The sequence below is a fragment of the Roseococcus sp. YIM B11640 genome (assembly GCF_049727625.1).
Lineage (GTDB): Bacteria > Pseudomonadota > Alphaproteobacteria > Acetobacterales > Acetobacteraceae > Roseococcus.
Genome location: NZ_JBBJOZ010000009.1, coordinates 21,202 through 39,255, shown reverse-complemented (window position 1 = coordinate 39,255; position 18,054 = coordinate 21,202). Strand labels below are relative to the sequence as shown.

General features: G+C 68.4%; 18 protein-coding genes. 7 read left to right on the top strand and 11 right to left on the bottom strand.

The features are described from left to right. Positions 1-112: 112 nt before the first annotated feature. The gene (locus tag WJM96_RS22690; RefSeq protein WP_424814846.1) at positions 113-1,120 is read left to right on the top strand and encodes an HAD family hydrolase; all 1,008 of its coding nucleotides are present in this window, start codon (positions 113-115) and stop codon (positions 1,118-1,120) included. Between the two features lie 226 nt (positions 1,121-1,346). Continuing rightward, positions 1,347-1,679, top strand: coding sequence for a hypothetical protein (locus WJM96_RS22685; protein ID WP_424814845.1), 333 nt, complete (start codon positions 1,347-1,349; stop codon positions 1,677-1,679). A gap of 419 nt (positions 1,680-2,098) precedes the next feature. On the opposite strand, the gene WJM96_RS22680 is transcribed toward WJM96_RS22685, so the two are convergent. The 8 genes from WJM96_RS22680 to hppD form a co-directional block, all read right to left on the bottom strand. Further along, positions 2,099-4,036, bottom strand: a complete 1,938-nt coding sequence (locus WJM96_RS22680) for a primary-amine oxidase (protein WP_424814844.1) — start codon at positions 4,034-4,036, stop codon at positions 2,099-2,101. A 47-nt stretch (positions 4,037-4,083) separates the two neighbouring features. Then, the gene (locus WJM96_RS22675) at positions 4,084-4,965 is read right to left on the bottom strand and encodes an ABC transporter permease (RefSeq protein WP_424814843.1); all 882 of its coding nucleotides are present in this window, start codon (positions 4,963-4,965) and stop codon (positions 4,084-4,086) included. Beyond that, positions 4,962-5,909, bottom strand: coding sequence for an ABC transporter permease (locus WJM96_RS22670; protein ID WP_424814842.1), 948 nt, complete (start codon positions 5,907-5,909; stop codon positions 4,962-4,964). The genes WJM96_RS22675 and WJM96_RS22670 overlap by 4 nt, the downstream gene beginning before the upstream one ends. Positions 5,910-5,933: 24 nt before the next feature. Then, positions 5,934-7,439: an ABC transporter substrate-binding protein gene (locus WJM96_RS22665; protein WP_424814841.1), complete on the bottom strand. Its 1,506-nt coding sequence runs from the start codon at positions 7,437-7,439 to the stop codon at positions 5,934-5,936. Beyond that, entirely contained in the window at positions 7,436-8,479 is a 1,044-nt protein-coding gene (locus WJM96_RS22660; RefSeq protein ID WP_424814840.1) for an ABC transporter ATP-binding protein, read from the bottom strand. Before WJM96_RS22660 ends, WJM96_RS22665 begins: the two co-directional genes overlap by 4 nt. Then, the gene (locus tag WJM96_RS22655) at positions 8,476-9,441 is read right to left on the bottom strand and encodes an ABC transporter ATP-binding protein (RefSeq protein WP_424814839.1); all 966 of its coding nucleotides are present in this window, start codon (positions 9,439-9,441) and stop codon (positions 8,476-8,478) included. Before WJM96_RS22655 ends, WJM96_RS22660 begins: the two co-directional genes overlap by 4 nt. Beyond that, the gene (locus tag WJM96_RS22650; protein WP_424814838.1) at positions 9,438-10,139 is read right to left on the bottom strand and encodes a DUF1028 domain-containing protein; all 702 of its coding nucleotides are present in this window, start codon (positions 10,137-10,139) and stop codon (positions 9,438-9,440) included. The genes WJM96_RS22655 and WJM96_RS22650 overlap by 4 nt, the downstream gene beginning before the upstream one ends. Before the next feature lie 100 nt (positions 10,140-10,239). After that, entirely contained in the window at positions 10,240-11,337 is a 1,098-nt protein-coding gene (gene hppD / locus WJM96_RS22645; protein ID WP_424814837.1) for a 4-hydroxyphenylpyruvate dioxygenase, read from the bottom strand. A 116-nt stretch (positions 11,338-11,453) separates the two neighbouring features. Between hppD and WJM96_RS22640 the strand changes: the two genes are divergently transcribed. Continuing rightward, positions 11,454-11,930: an Lrp/AsnC family transcriptional regulator gene (locus WJM96_RS22640; RefSeq protein ID WP_424814836.1), complete on the top strand. Its 477-nt coding sequence runs from the start codon at positions 11,454-11,456 to the stop codon at positions 11,928-11,930. A gap of 73 nt (positions 11,931-12,003) precedes the next feature. Beyond that, positions 12,004-12,411: a globin family protein gene (locus tag WJM96_RS22635; RefSeq protein ID WP_424814835.1), complete on the top strand. Its 408-nt coding sequence runs from the start codon at positions 12,004-12,006 to the stop codon at positions 12,409-12,411. Between the two features lie 33 nt (positions 12,412-12,444). Here WJM96_RS22635 and WJM96_RS22630 read toward each other — a convergent pair whose 3' ends face one another. Continuing rightward, complete coding sequence (locus WJM96_RS22630; protein ID WP_424814834.1) at positions 12,445-13,425, bottom strand: Bug family tripartite tricarboxylate transporter substrate binding protein; 981 nt, start codon at positions 13,423-13,425, stop codon at positions 12,445-12,447. Positions 13,426-13,548: 123 nt separating this feature from the next. On the opposite strand from WJM96_RS22630, the gene WJM96_RS22625 reads away from it, so the two are divergent. The 3 genes from WJM96_RS22625 to WJM96_RS22615 are packed head-to-tail and all read left to right on the top strand — an operon-like array spanning position 13,549 to position 16,671. Further along, a complete protein-coding gene (locus WJM96_RS22625) occupies positions 13,549-14,760 on the top strand; it encodes a CaiB/BaiF CoA transferase family protein (RefSeq protein WP_424814833.1) in 1,212 nt (403 codons plus the stop codon). 2 nt (positions 14,761-14,762) lie between these two features. Next, the gene (locus WJM96_RS22620) at positions 14,763-15,929 is read left to right on the top strand and encodes an acyl-CoA dehydrogenase family protein (protein WP_424814832.1); all 1,167 of its coding nucleotides are present in this window, start codon (positions 14,763-14,765) and stop codon (positions 15,927-15,929) included. Positions 15,930-15,939: 10 nt separating this feature from the next. After that, positions 15,940-16,671: an IclR family transcriptional regulator gene (locus WJM96_RS22615; protein WP_424814831.1), complete on the top strand. Its 732-nt coding sequence runs from the start codon at positions 15,940-15,942 to the stop codon at positions 16,669-16,671. On the opposite strand, the gene WJM96_RS22610 is transcribed toward WJM96_RS22615, so the two are convergent. Continuing rightward, on the bottom strand, positions 16,668-17,522 hold the full coding sequence (locus WJM96_RS22610; protein ID WP_424814830.1) for an HpcH/HpaI aldolase/citrate lyase family protein: 855 nt from the start codon (positions 17,520-17,522) through the stop codon (positions 16,668-16,670). The genes WJM96_RS22615 and WJM96_RS22610 overlap by 4 nt on opposite strands. Then, positions 17,522-17,974, bottom strand: coding sequence for a MaoC family dehydratase (locus WJM96_RS22605; protein WP_424814829.1), 453 nt, complete (start codon positions 17,972-17,974; stop codon positions 17,522-17,524). The genes WJM96_RS22610 and WJM96_RS22605 overlap by 1 nt, the downstream gene beginning before the upstream one ends. Between the last annotated feature and the right edge of the window lie 80 nt (positions 17,975-18,054).

Below are 18,054 nucleotides of genomic sequence, written 5' to 3'. Positions count from 1 at the left end.
CGGCGTCGGGTTCCGGCGGCGGTTGATCCTCGTTCCGTTAGGCACTCAGGGCGGGCGATACGCCGGCGGGCACGCGACTTGCCCGCCAGCCCATTTCACAGGAGAGGGCACCATGGCCCGTAACGCGGCAATACACCTCGGCCGGCGCGGCCTAGGGGCGCTGGCCACTGGCCTGGCAATGGCCGCGCAGGCGAGGGCTCAGTCCGCCGACCCGTTGCCTTCCTGGCGCCCGGGCCCCCGCAAGCAGGCGCTGCTCGATTTCGTCGCGGCCGTGACGCGCGAGGGCGGGCCGGACTTCGTGCCGCCCCCGGAGCGTGTCGCGACCTTCGACAATGACGGCACGCTCTGGGTCGAGCAGCCGGCCTATACACAGCTCATCTTCGTGCTCGACCGCATCCGCGCGCTGGCGCCGCGCAACCCGGACTGGCAGCAGGACCCGGTCTTCCGCGCCGCCATCGAGGGAGATATCCGCGGCGCGGTGGCGGGCGGCAGCGAGGGCCTGCTGCGCCTGGTCGGCGCCGCGCAAGCGGGGCAGACGCCTGAGGCCTTCCAGCTGATCGTCTCCAACTGGATCGGCAGCGCGCGCGACGCGAGATGGAACCGGCGCTACGACGAACTCGTCTACCAGCCGATGCTGGAGGTCCTCGCCTATCTGCGCGCGAACGGCTTCATCACCTTCATCGTCTCGGGCGGCGGCGTCGAGTTCATGCGCGCCTTCTCCGAGCGGGTCTACGGCGTACCCCCGCAACAGGTCGTGGGTACAACGATGGCGCTCAAGCCCGGTGAGCAGGACGGCCGGATCGTGCTGACGCGCGAGTCTCACGTGGACTTCATTGACGACGGCCCGGGCAAGCCGGTGGGGATCGCGCGCTTCATCGGCCGACGCCCCGTCGCGGCCTTCGGCAATTCCGACGGGGACTACCAGATGCTGCGCTACACGACGGAGGGCGCAGGCCGCCGCTTCGCAATGATCGTGCGTCACGACGATGCGGAGCGCGAATACGCTTACGACCGGGATTCGCATATCGGCCGGCTCGACCGCGCGATGAACGAGGCGCCAGGGCGCGGTTGGCAGCTCATCTCGATGAAGAACGACTGGGCGCGGGTCTTCCCAGGGTGAGCGACACGCCGAGCTCTGCCGCCTTGGGTTCGACGATGCGGCTCTCCGACCCTGCGCGCTGGAACATCCTCCCTGCTGAACACAGATGTTCCCCGGGCCTGTCCGGCGTCCCTTCAACGCGCCTCTGGCGGTCGATTGTCCGACATCAACCGTCCCTTGCTTCGGCCGCCCATCGCTTCTACATGCTCTGTGAACGAAATAGGAACATTTAGAGCAGGAGTGCCCCATGGCCGCAACCGTGAAGTCTCGCGTCCGACCGCTCGACAGCGCCGTGCAGCGGATTGTCGCCCTGGCCGGGCGGAACCCCGCGCCGAGCCGCATGGCGCGCGAGGTCGAGTTGATCATCACCGGCTGGGAGAATGAGCTGGGCGGCGAGTTCGAGCCGATCCGCGAGCGCGTGCAAGATCTCCACGAAGCGCTGGTCGCCGGGGCAGTGGACGCCGAAGAGCAGCTGTCGGATGTAGATCGCAGCGACGCGGGGGCCCTGCGCCAAGCCGAGGCTACGGCGGTGGCGCTGACTACCTGCAGCGATGCAGCAGCGCGATGGCTGGAAAAATAATCTGGTAGCCCGATGGTAGCCCGCCGTTTCTCCGCGGCCAGCAACCACGTGGAAATCGGCTGTTTTGCTTGGTTGGATTTTCAGCCCTAGCAGTCTGGGGGACTGGGGGTCGTGGGTTCGAATCCCGCCACTCCGACCATTCGCCGGTTCCCACCCGGCATCGCGATAAGCGAGCCATTCCAGCAGTTTCCTTTTCTCTGGCGCCAAACGGCGATGGGCTTCGGCTGGCCGAAGACCAGGTGTCGTTCCCGTGAGGAAGCTGACCCCGTGGAGTGGATAAGCGCCCTGCGCTAGCCGGGGAGAGCCGGCACGCCCACGTAACGATACCGAAGGTAGCCGAACAAGCCGCGAATGCCACGGCTGCGAATACTCCGGCAAATCCCAGTAGTGGGATTCTCGAGGAAGGGGCCCCGCGCCGCTCAGCCGCCCGCGTGGCAGCTCGCGCCGTTGACGGACGGCGCGAGGTCGATCCCCGGATTACGGTCGAAGAAGCCGCTCGGCATCAGCTTGAAGCCGGTGGTAATGCAGGGCTGCACGGGAAAATCCTCGGGCCGGACGGTGTGGTGCAGGCCGAAGGTGTGCCAGAGCACGAGGGAGGTGTTCTCCACGGGCCGGTCCTGCCGCACGATCTCCGAGATGTCCCCGCGCCCGTCCGAGTGGTTCATGTACTCGCCGGCCGGGTAGCGCTCCTCCGGATGGAAGGGCGTGACCCAGAGGTGGTTGCGCGTGAAGGCCGCGCGCCGGCCGGAGGGCGAGTCGGGCAACAGGAAGGGCGTCACCGCATGGGTGGGCTCGAGCTTGTAGCCCGTCGGCCGGCCCACATGGTTGAGCCGGTTCGGATTGATCACCTTCCATGTCCGCATGGTCGCGGGCTCGATCCGCCGGCAGGCCTCCAGCTCGGTGCGGAGGACGGTCTCCTCCTCGAAGAAGGCGTTGCCGTAGGGGTTCTCCGGCCCTTCCTCCACGGCGCGGGTGTTGCTTTCGACGATGGAGTTGCCGGTGCCGTCCACCGCCATCTCCAGCCGCGCGCAGAAGATGTGCTGGTGGATCTGGCCTGCGACGCCGGGCATCACCTCGCGCGCGAACTTGCCGGGGTTTCCGGGCTCGCAGGCCACGGTGTTGATGATACCGGTCGCCTTCACCTCGAACTGGATCATGCCGTCCGTGTGCAGGTACCAGTAGAGCGCGTATTCGTAGTTGCCGACGGTGCATATGGTGGAGATGACGAGCCGCCGCGCGCGCCGCACTTCCGTCCGCTCGGTGCGGAAGTCCCAATGCTTCCAGAGGAGGCCGTGATCCTCCTCATGGATGCAGATCGCGTTCTCGATGGTCATGACCTCGCCGGTCATGGTGCCGAGATGCGCGTCCAGATACTGGATGGTGCCCAGGCAATCGCAGCCGAGCTTCAGGGAATTGGCGAGCTTGCCGAGCCCGTATTCCCCCACGTCGAAGACGTTCTTGCGGAAATGCCCGCGCTCCGGGCTGCCATAGGGCACCACCATCTCGACCAGCGAAGCACGATGGAGGATGGGCCGGCCGTCGTAGCGGATGTCGTGCAGGGTCAGGGATTCCCGCGCGTTGAAGCCGATCCGGACGGACCAGCGATCCCAGTCGAGGCGGCGGCCTTCCAGCGTGAAGCTCGCGCCCTGGGGCTGCACCACGTCGAGCGGCTTCCACGGATCGCGCGCGTTTTCGAGGAACTGGCTGTCGTAGTTGGCTTCCGCCATCGGGATGGGCGGGCCGCCATGGTCGTCCACGCGAATGACCGTGCCGGCCAGGATGTCCACGACGGCGTTCAGGCCCTCGATGGGATGGGCGTAGAAATTCTCGTTCTCGCGCAGGCGGAGCCAGCAGAAGGTGTGGGCGAGGTGGAGGCCTTCCTCGCCGGGCACGCCGAAGCTGCCGGCGGACCAGGGGTCGACGCAGACCTTCTCGACATCCTCGATGCCGCGCTTGCGGCAGGCCTCGACGAAGCGCGGATCGTCGCGGACGGTGCGCTCGATCATCAGGAACTGCTCGAGCTGGATCATCGGGCGCGCGTCGGGCAGGTGCTCCCGCGACAAGACGCGCCCATCGTCGAGCGAGAGCACCAGGCGCCACACGCCCGCGGCATTCGCGCGGAAGAGGTTGGCGCGCACAAGGCGCGGCACCGGCGCTTCCGGCCAGGCGGCCAGCGCGGCCTTGTCGGGGTCGAAGAGCTCCACCGTCTCGAACAGCACGCCATCGGCGAATTCGGGATCGGCGCGGATGATCGCGAAGGCGGCCTGGAATTCGGCCGGCGTCAGCGGATCGAGCGGATGCGCGGCCGCGACGGCTTTAGGCGCCGCCGTATGGCAGCAGGGCATGGCGTCGTTCATCGGCTCGGTCCTCTGAAAGGCGGCCGTGGTTCTGGCGTCAGCGAAGCCTAGCGCCGGTGGCTTCGCGGGTCGAGCGCGTCGCGCAGCCCGTCGCCGACGAGGTTGAAGGCCAGTACCACAAGGAAAATCGCCAGGCCCGGGAAGACGGCGAGCCAGGGCGCGCCCTCGATGAAGCGCTGCGCGGAGTTCAGCATGCTGCCCCAGGACGGGTTCGGCGGCTGCTGGCCGAGGCCGAGGAAGCTCAGCGAGGCCTCGGCGATGATGGCCTCGGCGATGGCGAGCGTCGCCTGCACCAGCAGGGGCGGGATGATGTTCGGCAGCACATGTACGAGCGCCGTGCGCCAGAGCGGGTTGCCCAGGGCGCGCGCGGCCTCGACCCAGTCGGTGCTGCGCGCTTCCAGCGCCATGCCGCGCGTGAGGCGCACGAAAATGGGCGAGGCGGAGACGGCGATGGCGATCATCGCATTCTCCAGCGCCGGGCCGAGGAAGGCCGCCATGGCGATGGCCAGGATCAGGAAGGGGATGGACAGCATCGCATCCGCGACGCGGCTGATGACGATGTCCACCCACCTGCCGCCGAGCCCCGCCAGCAACCCGATGGGCACGCCGATGAGGATGGCGCCGCCGACAGCGATGACGCCCGCCATCAGGCTCGCCCGCGCGCCGAAGAGGACGCGGCTGAGGACATCGCGCCCATTCTCGTCCGTGCCGAAGAGGTGGGTCATGGAGGGCGGCTTGCGCAGGCGGGTCCAGCTCGTCTCCAGCGGATCGAAGGGCGCGATCCAGGGCGCGAGCAGCGCAGCCAGTACGAAGACGATCACGATGACGAGGCCGAACATGGCCAGCTTGTGCTGAGCGAAGCGCCGGAAGGCGCGGCGGGCGGGGCTCTCGCCGCGTTCGAGCCGGAGGGGGGCGGCGGCGGTGCTCATGCCGTGCGAAGCCTCGGGTTCACGGCCATGTAGAGCAGGTCCGCGATCAGGCTCAGCAGGACGAAGATCAGCGCTGTGGCCAGCACCACGCCCTGCACCACGGGGTAGTCCCGGTTGAAGACGGCATCCACCACCAGCTTGCCGAAGCCCGGGATGCTGAAGATCTGCTCGGTCAGGACCGCACCGGCCAGGAGGCGGCCGAACTCGATGGTGCCGAGCGTGACGACCGGGATCAGCGCGTTGCGGAGCGCATGCTTGCCGACGACGATCCGCTCGCTGAGCCCCTTGGCGCGGGCGGTGCGGACATAGTCCTGGCTGAGGGCGCCCAGCATGGCCGCGCGGGTGTGGCGCATCAGCACGGAGGCGACGCCCGTGCCCAGCACGAAGGCGGGCATGATGGTCGTCTCCAGGCTCATGAGCGGGTCTTCCCAGAGCGGCACGTAGCCACTGGGCGGCAGCCAGCCGAGCTGCACCGAGAAGAGCATAATCATCATGATGCCCAGCCAGAAATTGGGCGTGGAGATACCGAAAAGGGCGATGCCGTTGATGAGCCAGTCGGCCGGCCGGTCGCGCCAGACGGCGCTCAGCACGCCGCAGGGCACGCCGATCAGCACGCCGATGACAAAGCTCATGGTCGCGAGCTGGGCGGTGACGGGCAGCTTCTCCAGCAGGAGTTCGGATACCGGCAGGCGGATGCGCCACGAGAAGCCGAAATCCCCATGCAGCACGCGCCAGAGCCAATGCAGGTATTGTTCCGCAATGGGCCGGTCGAGCATGAGCTCCGCCCGGATCTGGGCCAGCACCTGGGGATCGCCCCGCTCCTCGCCGGCGAGGATGAGTGCGGGGTCGCCCGGCATCAGCTGCTGGAGCGCGAAGACAATGACGGAAACGATGATCAGCGTGGGGACGACCTGGCCCAGCCGGCGGAGAAGGAAGCCCCACATCTGCGTGTCAGCCCTGGCCCGCGATCACTGCAGCCGCACGCCCTGCAGGCGCAGGATCCCGTCGGGAACGTTCACGTAGCCCTGCAACCGCGCGGTGTGCACGACGATGTTCTTGCGGTGCCAGAGGTAGATGCGATGGCGATCCTGCCGCATTGCGATCTGCCAGGTCTGGGCATAGAGCTCGCGGCGCTGGGCCGGATCCTGCTCCAGCCGGGCGGCATCGAGCAGGCGGTCCACCTCGGGGTTCGAATACCGGCCGTCGTTCTGCGGGCCGCGGGAATGGATGAAGCTCCAGGAATTGCCGTCCGGGTCGGCGCGGCCGGACCAGCCCAGGAGGTACATCTCGAAGTCGCCGCGCTGGGCGGCCTGCAGGCTGCTGGCGAACTCCATGGTGTTGATGCGCAGGTCGAAGCCGGTCTCGCGCACCATGGCCTGGATGACCTCGGCCGCCTGGCGGATGTCGGGGCTGTTGGTGACCGTCAGTTCCACGCGCAGCGGCGTGGTGACGCCGGCCTCGCGCAGCAGGGCGCGGGCGCGCTCGACATTGCGCGGCTCGGGCTGGAAGGAGGCGACGTGGAAGGGGTTGGCCGGCGGCACGGGCTGGGAAGCCGGGGTGTACATTCCCTCATAGACGACCTGGTTCAACGCGGCGCGGTCGATGGAAAGCTCGAAGGCCTCGCGGATGCGGGCATTCTGCCCGAGCGGCGTCTGCGCGCGCGCGCCATTGCCCAGGTTGAAGGAAATGGACTGGTAGCCGAGCTCGTCGCTGATCGAGATGCGCAGACGGTTGTTGCGGCGGACGGCCGGAACGTCGTCCGGGTCGATGGACTGCACCATCTCCAGCGCGCCCGATTGCAGGTTGGCGAGGCGCACGGTGCTGTCGGTGATGATCTGGTAGGTGACGCGATTGAGGTGGATGGCCGAGGCGTTCCAGTATTCCGGGAAGCGCTCCACCACGATGCGGTCCTGCGCGACGCGCTCGACGAAGCGGAAGGGCCCGGCGCAGACGGGGCGGGTACCGAAGTTGCGCCCGGCGGCCTCGGCGGCCTTGGGGCTCACGATCATGCCGGCGCGGTCGGTGAGCTGGGAGAGAAAGGGCGCCGAAGGCGCGCGCAGGCGGATGCGGATCTTCAGCGGATCCACCACCTCGATCGCCTCGATGGTGTTGATCTCGCCGCGGCGGAAGCTGCCCTGCATGTTGAGGTGGCGGTCGAGGCTGTAGCGCACGGCCTCGGCATCCATCGGCTCGCCATCATGAAACTTCACGCCCGGGCGCAGGGTGATGAGCAGGGTGCGCGGGTCTTCCCAGCTGTAGCCGGTGGCGAGCTGGGGGACGATCTCCAGCCGTTCGTTGATGTCGAAGAGCTTGTCGCAGAGGCTGGCGAAGACGATGCGGCCGACAAAGGTGCGGGCCATCGTCGGGTCCATGATGTCGGGGTCCTCGCGCAAGCCGATCCGAAGGTTCTGCGCCTGGGCGGCCGCGGCGATGCCGAGCGTGGCGCAGGCGGCGAGCAGCATTCGTCGGATCATGCGAGGGTCTCCCCTTGGGGCGTGAAAAAGCTTTGGAGATGGGCCAGGCGCGCATCGGGCGCCGCCTCGCGGATGGGCGTCGCGGGCGGAATGCTGTCCTGGAAGTGACAGGCCGCGACATGGCCGCCGATGTTCACGGGCGGCGGCTCGGCCTGCCCGCAGATGGGCTGCGCGTAGGGGCAGCGCGTGTGGAAGCGGCAGCCGGCCGGCGGCGCGATGGGGGAGGGGATGTCGCCCTCCAGCAGCTTCACGCCGCCGCCCTGGCCGGGTACGGCCGCCAGCAGCGCGCGCGTATAGGGGTGCCGCGGAGCGTGGAAGAGCTCCTCGGCGGAAGCCTCCTCCACGATGCGGCCGAGATACATGACGGCGACGCGGTCCGCGATCTGCCGCACCACGCCGAGGTCGTGGCTGATGAGGATGAAGGTCAGCCCCAGGTCGCGTATCAGGCCCGAGAGTAGGTTCACCACCTGGGCCTGGACGGAGACGTCGAGCGCGCTTACCGGCTCGTCGCCGATGATGAGGCGGGGCTCGCTGGCGAGTGCGCGCGCGATGGCGATGCGCTGGCGCTGGCCGCCGGAGAATTCATGCGGCCAGCGGCGAGCGAGCTCGGGACGCAGGCCGACACGCTCCAGCAGCTCGGCCACGCGGGCCTGCTCGCGGCCCTGGTGCAGGCGATGGAGGATGAGCGGCTCGGCGATGGCGGCTTCCACCGTCATGCGCGGATCGAGGCTCGCGAAGGGGTCCTGGAAGATGAGCTGCATCTCGCGCCGCCGGGCGCGGAGGGCTGCGGGCCTGAGCGCGAGCAGGTCCTCGCCGTCGAAGCGGATGGCGCCGGAATCCGGCTCGATCAGGCGCAGCGCCAGGCGCCCGAGCGTGGATTTGCCGCAGCCGCTCTCGCCCACGATGGCGAGAACGCCGCCGCGGGGCACGGTCAGCGAGACGCCGTCCACCGCATGCACGGCGCCGCGCTTGCGGCCCAGGCTGTCGCGAAAGGGATAGTGCTTCACGAGCCCCATGAGCTCGAGCATCGGCGAGCTCATGCCGCGAGCGCCTTTTCCAGCGGCGCGCGATGGCAGGCGGCGAAATGCCCGGCCTCTATCTCGCGCAGCTCCGGCGTGGTGGCGCATTCGGCGATGGCGAAGGGGCAGCGCGGGGCGAAGCGGCAGCCGGGCGGTGGCGAGCGCAGGTCAGGCACGGTGCCCTCGATGGAGGCCAGCCGCGCCCGACGGGAGTCGAGGCGCGGCGCGGCGCCCAGCAGGCCAATGGTGTAGGGGTGCTGCGGGCGGGCGAAGAGCCGCGCTGCCGGCGCGCGCTCCGCGATGCGGCCGGCATACATCACCACCACCTCATCCGCATGGTCCTGCACCACGCCGAGGTCGTGGGTGATGAGCACGGTGGCCGTGCCGGTCTCGCGCCGCAATTCGTCCAGCAGGGCGAGGATCTGTGCCTGCACGGTGACGTCGAGCGCGGTGGTGGGCTCATCCGCGATCAGCAGCTTCGGTTTGCAGGCCAGCGCGATGGCGATCATCACGCGCTGCCGCATGCCGCCGGAAAGCTGGTGCGGATACTGCTTCGCGCGCCGTGCCGCGTCGGGGATGCGGACGCGTTCCAGCATGGCGATGGCGCGGGACATGGCGTCGCGCGGGTTGAGGCCTTCGTGCAGGCGCAGCGCCTCGGCCACCTGCTCGCCGGCGGTGAAGGCCGGGTTCAGGCTGGTCATCGGCTCCTGGAAGATCATGGCCAGGTCGCCGCCGCGCGCCTTGCGCTGGGCCTGGGGCGTCAGGGGGGCGCCCGCGAGGCGGATCGTGCCGCTGACCGCGGCATTCTCCGCCAGCAGCCCCATGATGGCGAGCGCGGTGGCCGACTTGCCGCAACCGCTCTCGCCCACGATGGCCAGGGTGCCGCCCGGCGCGACGGAGAAGGAAATGCGGTCCACCGCCTGCAGCGTGCCGCGATCGGTGCGGAAGGCGATGCCGAGGCCGTCGACCTCCAGCGCGTTCATCGGCGCGCCTCGGCGGCGATGATGGCGTTCAGCACCTCGCGGTCGAAGATGCCCGGATGGTCGGCGCCGGCGAGGTGGCGGCGGAAGCCGACATACCGCTCCTGTGCCACGGCATGCAGGCGGCGGAGTTCGGCCAATGGGTCGGGATGGTCGTCCACGCGGAGGTCGAGATCCGTATAGGGATCGCGCGAGGCGATCATCAGGGCAGCGGCCTGCTTCCCGCGCGCATCGCCACCCGCGGCTTCACCCGCTTCCATGGCATGGATCAGACGCAGCGCGAGGGGCAGTTCCGGGGCGCCGAGGAAGGCATGCAGCGTGTCCTGGACCACGCGCGGACCGGCCAGCATGTTGCCGGCCACGGAAACGCCTTCCGCCCGCACGGCGCCGCACCAGGGGACGCAGCCGGAACCCGTGTGCTGTGCCACGGCGCCATCCGCGCCCAGGATATGGAATTGGCGGGAGGCGCGCCCGGCATCGGCGGCGATCAGCGCATCCAGAACGACCTGGGCGGCCTCGGCCGCGCGCAGCCGCTCCATGCCCCGGATTCCCAGCATGGCGTTGACCAGGGCTTGCGTGGACAGCGCGCCCACCCCGCCTTCGACTCGCGGGCAGATCGCGCCCACGGCGAAGAAGCGCGTCGCGATGGCGACGCCGAGCTCCCCGCTTCTCGGATCGCGCGCCAGGATGGACCAGGTCATGGGCGGCGACTGTAACGACGGCGCCACCCCCGGGAAGAGGGGAGTTGCATGCTGTGCCCGGGACGGCCGCTCTCGCCTGCCCCTGGCTTGGGCAGGCAGCCTATTCCGCGGCCTTCAGAACGCCGCGCCGCACCTGGTCGAGCTCAATGCTCTCGAACAGCGCGCGGAAATTGCCCTCGCCGAAGCCCTGGTCACCCTTGCGCTGGATCTTCTCGAAGAAGATCGGCCCGATCATCGTGTCGGTGAAGATCTGCAGCAGCCGTCCGCCGGACGGAGAGCCGTCCATGAGGATGCGGTTGGCCTGCATGCGCGCGAGGTCCTCGCCCGTATCGGGAAGGCGCTGGGGAAGCAGCTCGTAATAGGTGTCGGGCGTGTGGAGGAAGTTCACGCCGCCCGAGCGCATGCCCTCGACAGTCGCGAAGATGTCCTGCGTGCCGAGCGCGATGTGCTGGATGCCCTCGCCATTGTAGACGCGCAGGAACTCCTCGATCTGCGACTTGTCGTCGCTGCTCTCATTGATCGGGATGCGGATTTGGCCGCAGGGGGAGGTGAGGGCCTTGGACTTCAGCCCGGTCAGCTTGCCCTCGATGTCGAAGTAGCGAATCTCGCGGAAGTTGAAGAGGCGCTCATAGAAGCCGGACCAGGCATCCATGCGGCCGCGATGCACATTATGCGTGAGGTGGTCGATGACCGTGAGGCCGTGGGTGGCGGGGCGCGGATCGGCCTCACCCAGCCAGCGGAAATCCACGTCGTAGATGGAGCCGCGCGGGCCGAAGCGATCCACGAAATAAATAAGGCTGCCGCCGATCCCCTCGATCGCGGGAATGTTCAGCTCCATCGGGCCGACCCGGCCATGGAAAGGGCGGGCGCCGAGGCGGATGGCGCGCTCGAAGGCGTAGGCGGCGTCGGCCACGCGGAACGCCATGGCGCAGGCGGACGGGCCGTGCACGCGGCCGAAGGCCTGGGCGAAGCTCTCGGGCTCTGCGTTGAGGATGAAGTTCACATCGCCCTGCCGCCAGAGCGTCACGTCCTTGCTGCGATGGCGCGCGACGGCGACGAAGCCGAGGCGGGTGAAAACGCCGCGGAGGTGATCCGTGTCGGGGCCGGTGAACTCGACGAATTCGAAGCCGTCCGTACCCATGGGATTGGCCTCGCAAATGCGGCCGGCGATGTCGGTGCGGTCAGGGGGGATGTCCATGGGTTCGTTCCTCTCGCGGAGAGGAAGCTGTAGCGGCAATGCCCGGGGCAGTTGCTGCTGGATTGCGATATCGGGATGGCCTAAATGAGTGAAAATACCTCATAGAAGGCCGCCAGGTGGCGAAATCCTCTCAAATCGAATTAGACGGCACGGACCGACGGATCCTCCGGGCACTCCAACGCGATGGCCGCATCTCCATCGTGGCGCTGGCAGAGGCGGTGGGCCTCTCCCCCACCCCGTGCCAGCGGCGGGTGAGGCGGCTCGAGGAAGCGGGGGCCATTCGCGGCTATGCGGCGCAGATCGCGCCCGCGCGGGTGGGGCTGCCCCTGCAGGCCTTCGTGCAGGTCTCGCTGGAAAGCCATGCGGAGGAGGTGGCCGAGCGATTCCACAAGGCGCTGGCCGCCCGGCCGGAGGTCCTCGCGGCCTATGCCATGAGCGGCGAGATGGACTACGTGCTCCACATCCTGGCACCGGACATGGAAAGCTTCGGCGATTTCGCGACGCGTGCCCTGCTGCGCATGCCGGGGGTGAAGGAAACCCGGTCCAGCTTTGTGCTCGCGACGCTGAAGGAACCGGGGGAGATCCCGCTCTAGCTTGTTGCGCGGCGGCTCGCAGGGCCTGTACCTTGACTCATTGGCAATCCCGTCCCCTCCGGAGATGTCCCGCATGACGCCCGATCAGGTCACTCTCGTTCAGGAGAGCTTCAAGAAGGTCGTCCCCATTAAGGAGAAGGCAGCGGAGCTGTTCTACGGCCGGCTCTTCGCGACCGACCCGACCACGGCGCCGCTCTTTGCAAAGAGCGACATGCTGCTTCAGGGGCAGAAGCTGATGGCGGCGCTGGCGATGGTCGTCGCGTCCCTCCGGACGCCGGAGAAAGTCGTGCCAGTGGCGCAGGACATGGCGAAGCGGCACCTGGCCTATGGCGTGACGCGCGCCCAATACCGCTCGGTAGGCGCGGCGCTGATCTGGACGCTATCTCAGGGGCTGGGGCCGGAGTTCACGCCGGAGGTGGAGGCGGCCTGGCTCGCCGCCTACACGCTGCTGAGCTCGGTGATGATCGAAGCGGCCTACTGAAAGAGTCGCGGCGAGCGAGCCCGCCGCGCTTCCTCAATCCACGCGGATATTCGCCGTGTGAACGAGGTTCGCATGGCGCTCGATCTCCTGGCCGAGGAAACGGTCCATCTCCTCCGGTGTGCCGCCCGCCGCGCCATTCGCGATCTCCAGGCCCTGTTGCATGAGCCACTCGCGGCCGGCCCCGGCCAGCAAATCGTTCACCGCTCCGTTGAGCGCCATGATGATCGGGCGCGGCGTACCCTTCGGCGCGAGCCAGCCGAACCACGTCCCCATCACCACATTCGGATAGCCGAGCTCGGCGGTCGTCGGCACATCAGGCAGCACGGCGGAGCGTGTTTCGGCCAGCACGGCCAGAACGCGGATTTCGCCGCCGCGCGCGAGCGGCACGGTGCCAGGCGCGCCGAGGAACATGGCGTCGACACGCCCCGCGATCACATCGGTCGTGGCCGCGGCCGGGGAGCTGTAGGGAACATGCGTCAGCTGCGTGCCGGTCGCGGCGGCCAGCATCGCGCCCGCGAGATGCATGGAGCTGCCATTGCCGGTGGAGCCGAAGCTGATGGTGCCGGGATTCGCACGCGCCTGCTCCACGAACTGCCGCATGCTCGTGATGGGCGAGTTCTTGCCCACGACCAGCGTATTCGGCACGGCGCCGAAGCGCACGATCGGGTCGAAGTCGCGCTGGGTATTGAAGGTGAGGTTGGGATAGAGCGCCAGGTTGGTGGCCAATGGCCCGGCCCAGCCGAAGAGCAGCGTGTGGCCATCGGCCGGGGCGCGCGCCGCCGCTGTCATGCCGACATTGCCGGAGGCGCCGGGGCGGTTCTCGATCACGAAGGGCTGGCCGAAGCGGCGCTGGAATTCCTGCGCGCCGTAGCGCGCCAATGGATCCGAAGAGCCGCCGCCCGCGGCGGGCACGATGATCCGCACCGCCTGGCGCGGCCATGCGGGCTGAGCGGATGCGCTGCCGGCCGCCATGGCGCCCGCCAATCCGAGAAGATGACGCCGGTTGAATCGCATTCTTGGACTTCCTCCACCCTCGGGGCGCATTGATTGACAGCATTTTCTCACATGTGCATTTTCTGTCCACCCATATGAACAAGCATCGCCTGGGCATCGCGCCGGGGCTGGAGAGAACGCCCGATGGCTGGTCCGCTCGCAGGCATTCGCGTCCTGGATCTCACCGTCACGCTGATGGGCCCGTATGCGACGCAGACCCTGGCCGACATGGGCGCCGAGGTCGTGAAGGTCGAGCCGCCGGAAGGCGACATCGTGCGCCATATCGGGCCGGTGAAGAATCCTGGCATGGGGCCCATCTTCCTCAACACCAATCGCGGCAAGCGCAGCCTGGTCCTGGACCTGAAGAAGCCCGAGGGCCTCGCCGCGGCGCTGCGCCTTGCGGCCGGGGCGGACGTACTGGTCTACAGCCTGCGCCCGCATTCCATGGAGCGGCTGGGCCTGGGCTACGAGGCGGTGGCGAAGGTCAATCCGCGCATCGTCTATGCGGGCGTCTACGGCTTCGGGCAGGAGGGGCCCTACGCTGCTTTGCCCGCCTATGACGACCTCATGCAGGGCGCGACCGGCGTCGCCGCGCTGAATGCGCGCATCAATAACGGGACGCCGGGCTACGCGCCGCTGGGGTTGGTCGATCGCGTCGTGGGGCTCGCGGCTTCCGGCGCCATCTCGGCCGCGCTTCTGCATCGGGAGCGAACCGGACAGGGGCAACGCGTCGATGTTCCCATGTTCGAGACCATGCTGCCCTTCGTACTGGGCGACCACCTCGGCGGCCTCAGCTTCGAGGATGCGCTCGATGCGGGCGGCTATGCGCGCATGCTCTCGCCTGGCCGGCGACCGTATCGGACGAAGGACGGGTGGATCTGCGCGATGGTCTACACGGACAAGCAATGGCGCAGCTTCTGCGCCGGTCTCGGCATGCCGGACCTCGTCGCGACCGATGCGCGCTTCGCCAATCACGGCGCGCGTATCGCGCACATCGACGAGATCCTCGACATGGTCTCGGGCATCCTGGCCGGGCGCACCACTTCGGAATGGATGGAGTTCTTCGTGAAGAACGACATCCCCGCGATGCCCGTGAACGAGATCGCCGACCTGCTGAAGGATCCGCACCTCGTCGCGACCGGCTTCTTCGAGGAGGAAATGCACCCGACCGAAGGAAAGCTGCGCCGCCCCGCCATCGGTCCGCGCTGGTCCGCCAGCCGGCCGGAGGAGCGCCGCCCCGCGCCGCGCCTCGGCGCCGATGGGCACGACGTGCTGCGCGAGGCGGGATATTCCGAAGAAGAGATCGGGCAGCTCGCCGCACTTGGCGTCACGCGCCTGCCCGGAGCCGGAGAGTAGAGATGGATTTTGCACTGACCCCCGAGCAGGAGGCGATCGGCGAGGCCGTCCGCGGCATCTGCGCGCGTTTCGACGATTCCTACTGGCTGGAGCGCGACCGCGAGGGCGAGTTCCCGCACGACTTCCACGCCGCGATCGCCGAGGCCGGCTTCCTCGGCATTTGCATCCCGGAGGCCTATGGCGGATCGGGCCTCGGCATCACCGAGGCGGCGGTCATGATGGAGGCCATCTCGGGCTCCGGCGGCGGCATGTCCGGCTCGACGGCGGTGCATATCAACATCTTTGGCCTCAACCCCGTCGTGGTCTTCGGCAATGAGGAGCAGAAGCGCCGGTTCCTGCCGCCGCTGGCCGCGGGCAAGGAAAAGGCGTGCTTCGGCGTGACCGAGCCCACGACGGGCCTCGACACCACACGGCTCAAGACGCGCGCGGTGAAGAAGGGCGACCGCTATATCGTCGATGGTCAGAAGGTCTGGATCAGCACGGCGCAGGTGGCGGACCGCATTCTGCTTCTGGCCCGCACGACGCCGATTGAGGAGACGAAGAACCCGGCCGACGGCCTCTCGCTCTTCTACACGACGCTCGACCGCAGCAAGGCCAGCGTGCGCGAGATCGAGAAGATGGGCCGCAAGTCCGTCGATTCCAACGAGATCTTCTTCGAGGGCTACGAGGTGCCCGAGGAGGATCGCATCGGCGAGGAAGGCAAGGGTTTCCGCTACATCCTGCACGGCCTGAATCCCGAGCGCGTGCTGCTGGCCTCCGAGGCGATCGGCCTGGGCCGCGCCGCGCTGAACAAGGCGGCGGCCTATGCGAAGGACCGGGTGGTCTTCGGCCGGCCCATCGGCAAGAACCAGTCGGTGCAGCACCCGCTGGCGCAGGACTGGATGGCGCTGGAGGCCGCCTGGCTCATGACGCTCAACGCCGGCTGGCGCTATGACCAAGGGCTGGAATGCGGCGCGCAGGCCAATGCGGCGAAGTACCTCTCGGCCGAGGCGGGGCTGAAGGCCTGCCAGAACGCGATCATGACGCATGGCGGCTTCGGCTATGCCAAGGAGTATCATGTCGAGCGCTACCTGCGCGAAGCCATGATCCCCTGGATCGCGCCCGTCAGCCCCAACATGATCTGCAGCTACATCGCCGAGAGGGTGCTGGGCCTGCCGAAATCCTATTGAGGAACGCGCGATGATCGTCCGGCAGGCGGCGAATGTCCTGGAGCTCCTGGAATACTTCGCTCGCCGCCGGCGGCCCGCGACGCTGTCGGAGATCGCGCAGGATCTGGGCTGGCCGCGCTCCAGCACCTTCAACCTGCTCGGTACGCTGGCTGAGGCTGGATATCTCTACGAGCCGCGCGCGCGGGAGGGGCATTACCCCAGCCCGCGCCTTCTCTCGCTCGCCCGCAGTATCGCCGAGGCCGAGCCGCTGCCGGAGGCGCTGACAGCGCTGCTGCGCGAGTTGGTGGACGAGACGGGAGAGACCGCCGCCATCGCGGCCGCCGCCGGGACGTCGGCTGTCTTCATCGAGGTCTGCGAGACGCAGCGCCCCATCCGCTACTTCGCGCAGGTGGGCTTGCGGATGCCCATCCACATCACGTCCTGCGGGCGCGCGATCCTCGCGCAATACAGCGCTGCCGAGCGCGCGTCGGTGCTGCGCAAGGTGAGCTTCGAGCGATTCGGCCCGGCGACGCTCACCAGCGTCGCCGAGGTGGAGGCGGAGATCCGGCGCTCGATGGAGCGAGGATGGTTCCAGAACCTGGCCGAGTTCAGCCAGGATCTCTGCGGCGTGTCGCTGCCCGTGCCCTGGGGCGGACGGCAGCTGGCCCTGGTGGTCGCCGGCCCCATCAACCGCATGCAGGACCGCGTGCCCGAGGTCGCGGCGCGCATCCGCCGCGGCCTGGAGCGCGCGCTGCCGGCCTAGCCAGCACTCGCGAGAAGGCGCTCCGCGAGCCGCAAATGCGGCTTGTCCACCATCTTGCCGTCCATTCTCACTGCACCTGCCCCCGAGGCATCGGCAAAGGCCGCCACCACGCGCCGGGCCCAGTCGAGCTCCTCGGCATTGGGCGTGAAGGCCGTGTTCACCACTGGCACATGCTTGGGATGGATCACGGCCTTGGCGCCGAAGCCGTCCCGCTTGGCCTCGCGCGTCTCGGTCTCCAGTCCCGCCAGGTCCTCGATATCCACGTAGATCGTATCGATCGCGACGACGCCCGCGGCGGCGGCCCCCGTCAGGCAGAGGTTGCGTGCCATCTGGAAGGGCGCGTGCCAGACGCCGCCCTGCCGGCTCTCCGAGGCGCCGAGCGAGGCGGAGAGATCCTCCGCGCCCCACATCATGCCCCAGAGGCGCGGCCCAGCCTCGGCATAGGTTCCGATGCCGAAAAGCGAGCCGGCCGTCTCCGTCGCGATGGCGATGATGCGCGTGTGCCCCGCCTCGGTCCTGGCCGAGGCCTCGAAGGCGTCGAGCCAGAGCGAGACGTGGCGGACCTGTCCGGCATCGGCGCATTTCGGCAGCACGATCCCATCCGGCCGTGCGGGCATGACGGCGGCGAGGTCCGCCAGGGTCAGGCCCGTATCCAGCGCGTTCACTCGCACGTAGCGCAGTTGCTTCCCGCGTGGCGCGGCCAGCATCTCCGCCGTCAGGCGGCGCGCTTCCTCCTTGCGGTCGGCCGCGACGGAATCCTCAAGGTCGATGATCAGCGCGTCGGCGTCGCCCTGCGAGGCCTTCTCGAACTTGCGGGCGCTGTCGCCCGGCACGAAGAGGAAGGAACGCATCAGGCGGCCCGCTTCCGCATGAGGCCGGTGCGCTTGCAGGTCGCCACCACGACGCCGTCCTGGTTCACCGCCTCGTGCTCGAACTCCACCAGCCCGGCATCGGGGCGCGACTTGCTCTCGCGCTTGGAGACGATGCGCGTGCGTGCGCGCAGCGTATCGCCGTGGAAGACCGGCTTGGGAAAACGGACCTCGGTCATGCCGAGATTGCCGATGGTGGTGCCCAGCGTGGTGTCGGAGACGCTCATGCCGATCATGATCGCGAGCGTGGCAAGGCTGTTGAACAGCGGCTTGCCCCACTCGGTGCCGGCGGCGAAATGCGCGTCGATATGCAGGGGCTGGGGGTTCATGGTCATGAGGCTGAAGGTCATGTTGTCAGCCTCGGTCACCGTCCTGGACAGCTCATGCTCGATGAGCTTCCCGACGACGAAATCCTCGTAATACAGCCCCGGCATCAGACGCCCTCCTTTACCCGCCGCTGTTCACATGCGTGGATCGGTTTTACAAGGTCATGAAACTAGGCGCGCGTCCGAAG

Coding starts and splice junctions, on each gene's coding strand:
- WJM96_RS22690 (WP_424814846.1), top strand. CDS start 113: ATGGCCCGTAACGCGGCAATACACCTCGGCCGGCGCGGCCTAGGGGCG.
- WJM96_RS22685 (WP_424814845.1), top strand. CDS start 1,347: ATGGCCGCAACCGTGAAGTCTCGCGTCCGACCGCTCGACAGCGCCGTG.
- WJM96_RS22680 (WP_424814844.1), bottom strand. CDS start 4,036: ATGAACGACGCCATGCCCTGCTGCCATACGGCGGCGCCTAAAGCCGTC.
- WJM96_RS22675 (WP_424814843.1), bottom strand. CDS start 4,965: ATGAGCACCGCCGCCGCCCCCCTCCGGCTCGAACGCGGCGAGAGCCCC.
- WJM96_RS22670 (WP_424814842.1), bottom strand. CDS start 5,909: ATGTGGGGCTTCCTTCTCCGCCGGCTGGGCCAGGTCGTCCCCACGCTG.
- WJM96_RS22665 (WP_424814841.1), bottom strand. CDS start 7,439: ATGATCCGACGAATGCTGCTCGCCGCCTGCGCCACGCTCGGCATCGCC.
- WJM96_RS22660 (WP_424814840.1), bottom strand. CDS start 8,479: ATGAGCTCGCCGATGCTCGAGCTCATGGGGCTCGTGAAGCACTATCCC.
- WJM96_RS22655 (WP_424814839.1), bottom strand. CDS start 9,441: ATGAACGCGCTGGAGGTCGACGGCCTCGGCATCGCCTTCCGCACCGAT.
- WJM96_RS22650 (WP_424814838.1), bottom strand. CDS start 10,139: ATGACCTGGTCCATCCTGGCGCGCGATCCGAGAAGCGGGGAGCTCGGC.
- hppD (WP_424814837.1), bottom strand. CDS start 11,337: ATGGACATCCCCCCTGACCGCACCGACATCGCCGGCCGCATTTGCGAG.
- WJM96_RS22635 (WP_424814835.1), top strand. CDS start 12,004: ATGACGCCCGATCAGGTCACTCTCGTTCAGGAGAGCTTCAAGAAGGTC.
- WJM96_RS22630 (WP_424814834.1), bottom strand. CDS start 13,425: ATGCGATTCAACCGGCGTCATCTTCTCGGATTGGCGGGCGCCATGGCG.
- WJM96_RS22625 (WP_424814833.1), top strand. CDS start 13,549: ATGGCTGGTCCGCTCGCAGGCATTCGCGTCCTGGATCTCACCGTCACG.
- WJM96_RS22620 (WP_424814832.1), top strand. CDS start 14,763: ATGGATTTTGCACTGACCCCCGAGCAGGAGGCGATCGGCGAGGCCGTC.
- WJM96_RS22615 (WP_424814831.1), top strand. CDS start 15,940: ATGATCGTCCGGCAGGCGGCGAATGTCCTGGAGCTCCTGGAATACTTC.
- WJM96_RS22610 (WP_424814830.1), bottom strand. CDS start 17,522: ATGCGTTCCTTCCTCTTCGTGCCGGGCGACAGCGCCCGCAAGTTCGAG.
- WJM96_RS22605 (WP_424814829.1), bottom strand. CDS start 17,974: ATGCCGGGGCTGTATTACGAGGATTTCGTCGTCGGGAAGCTCATCGAG.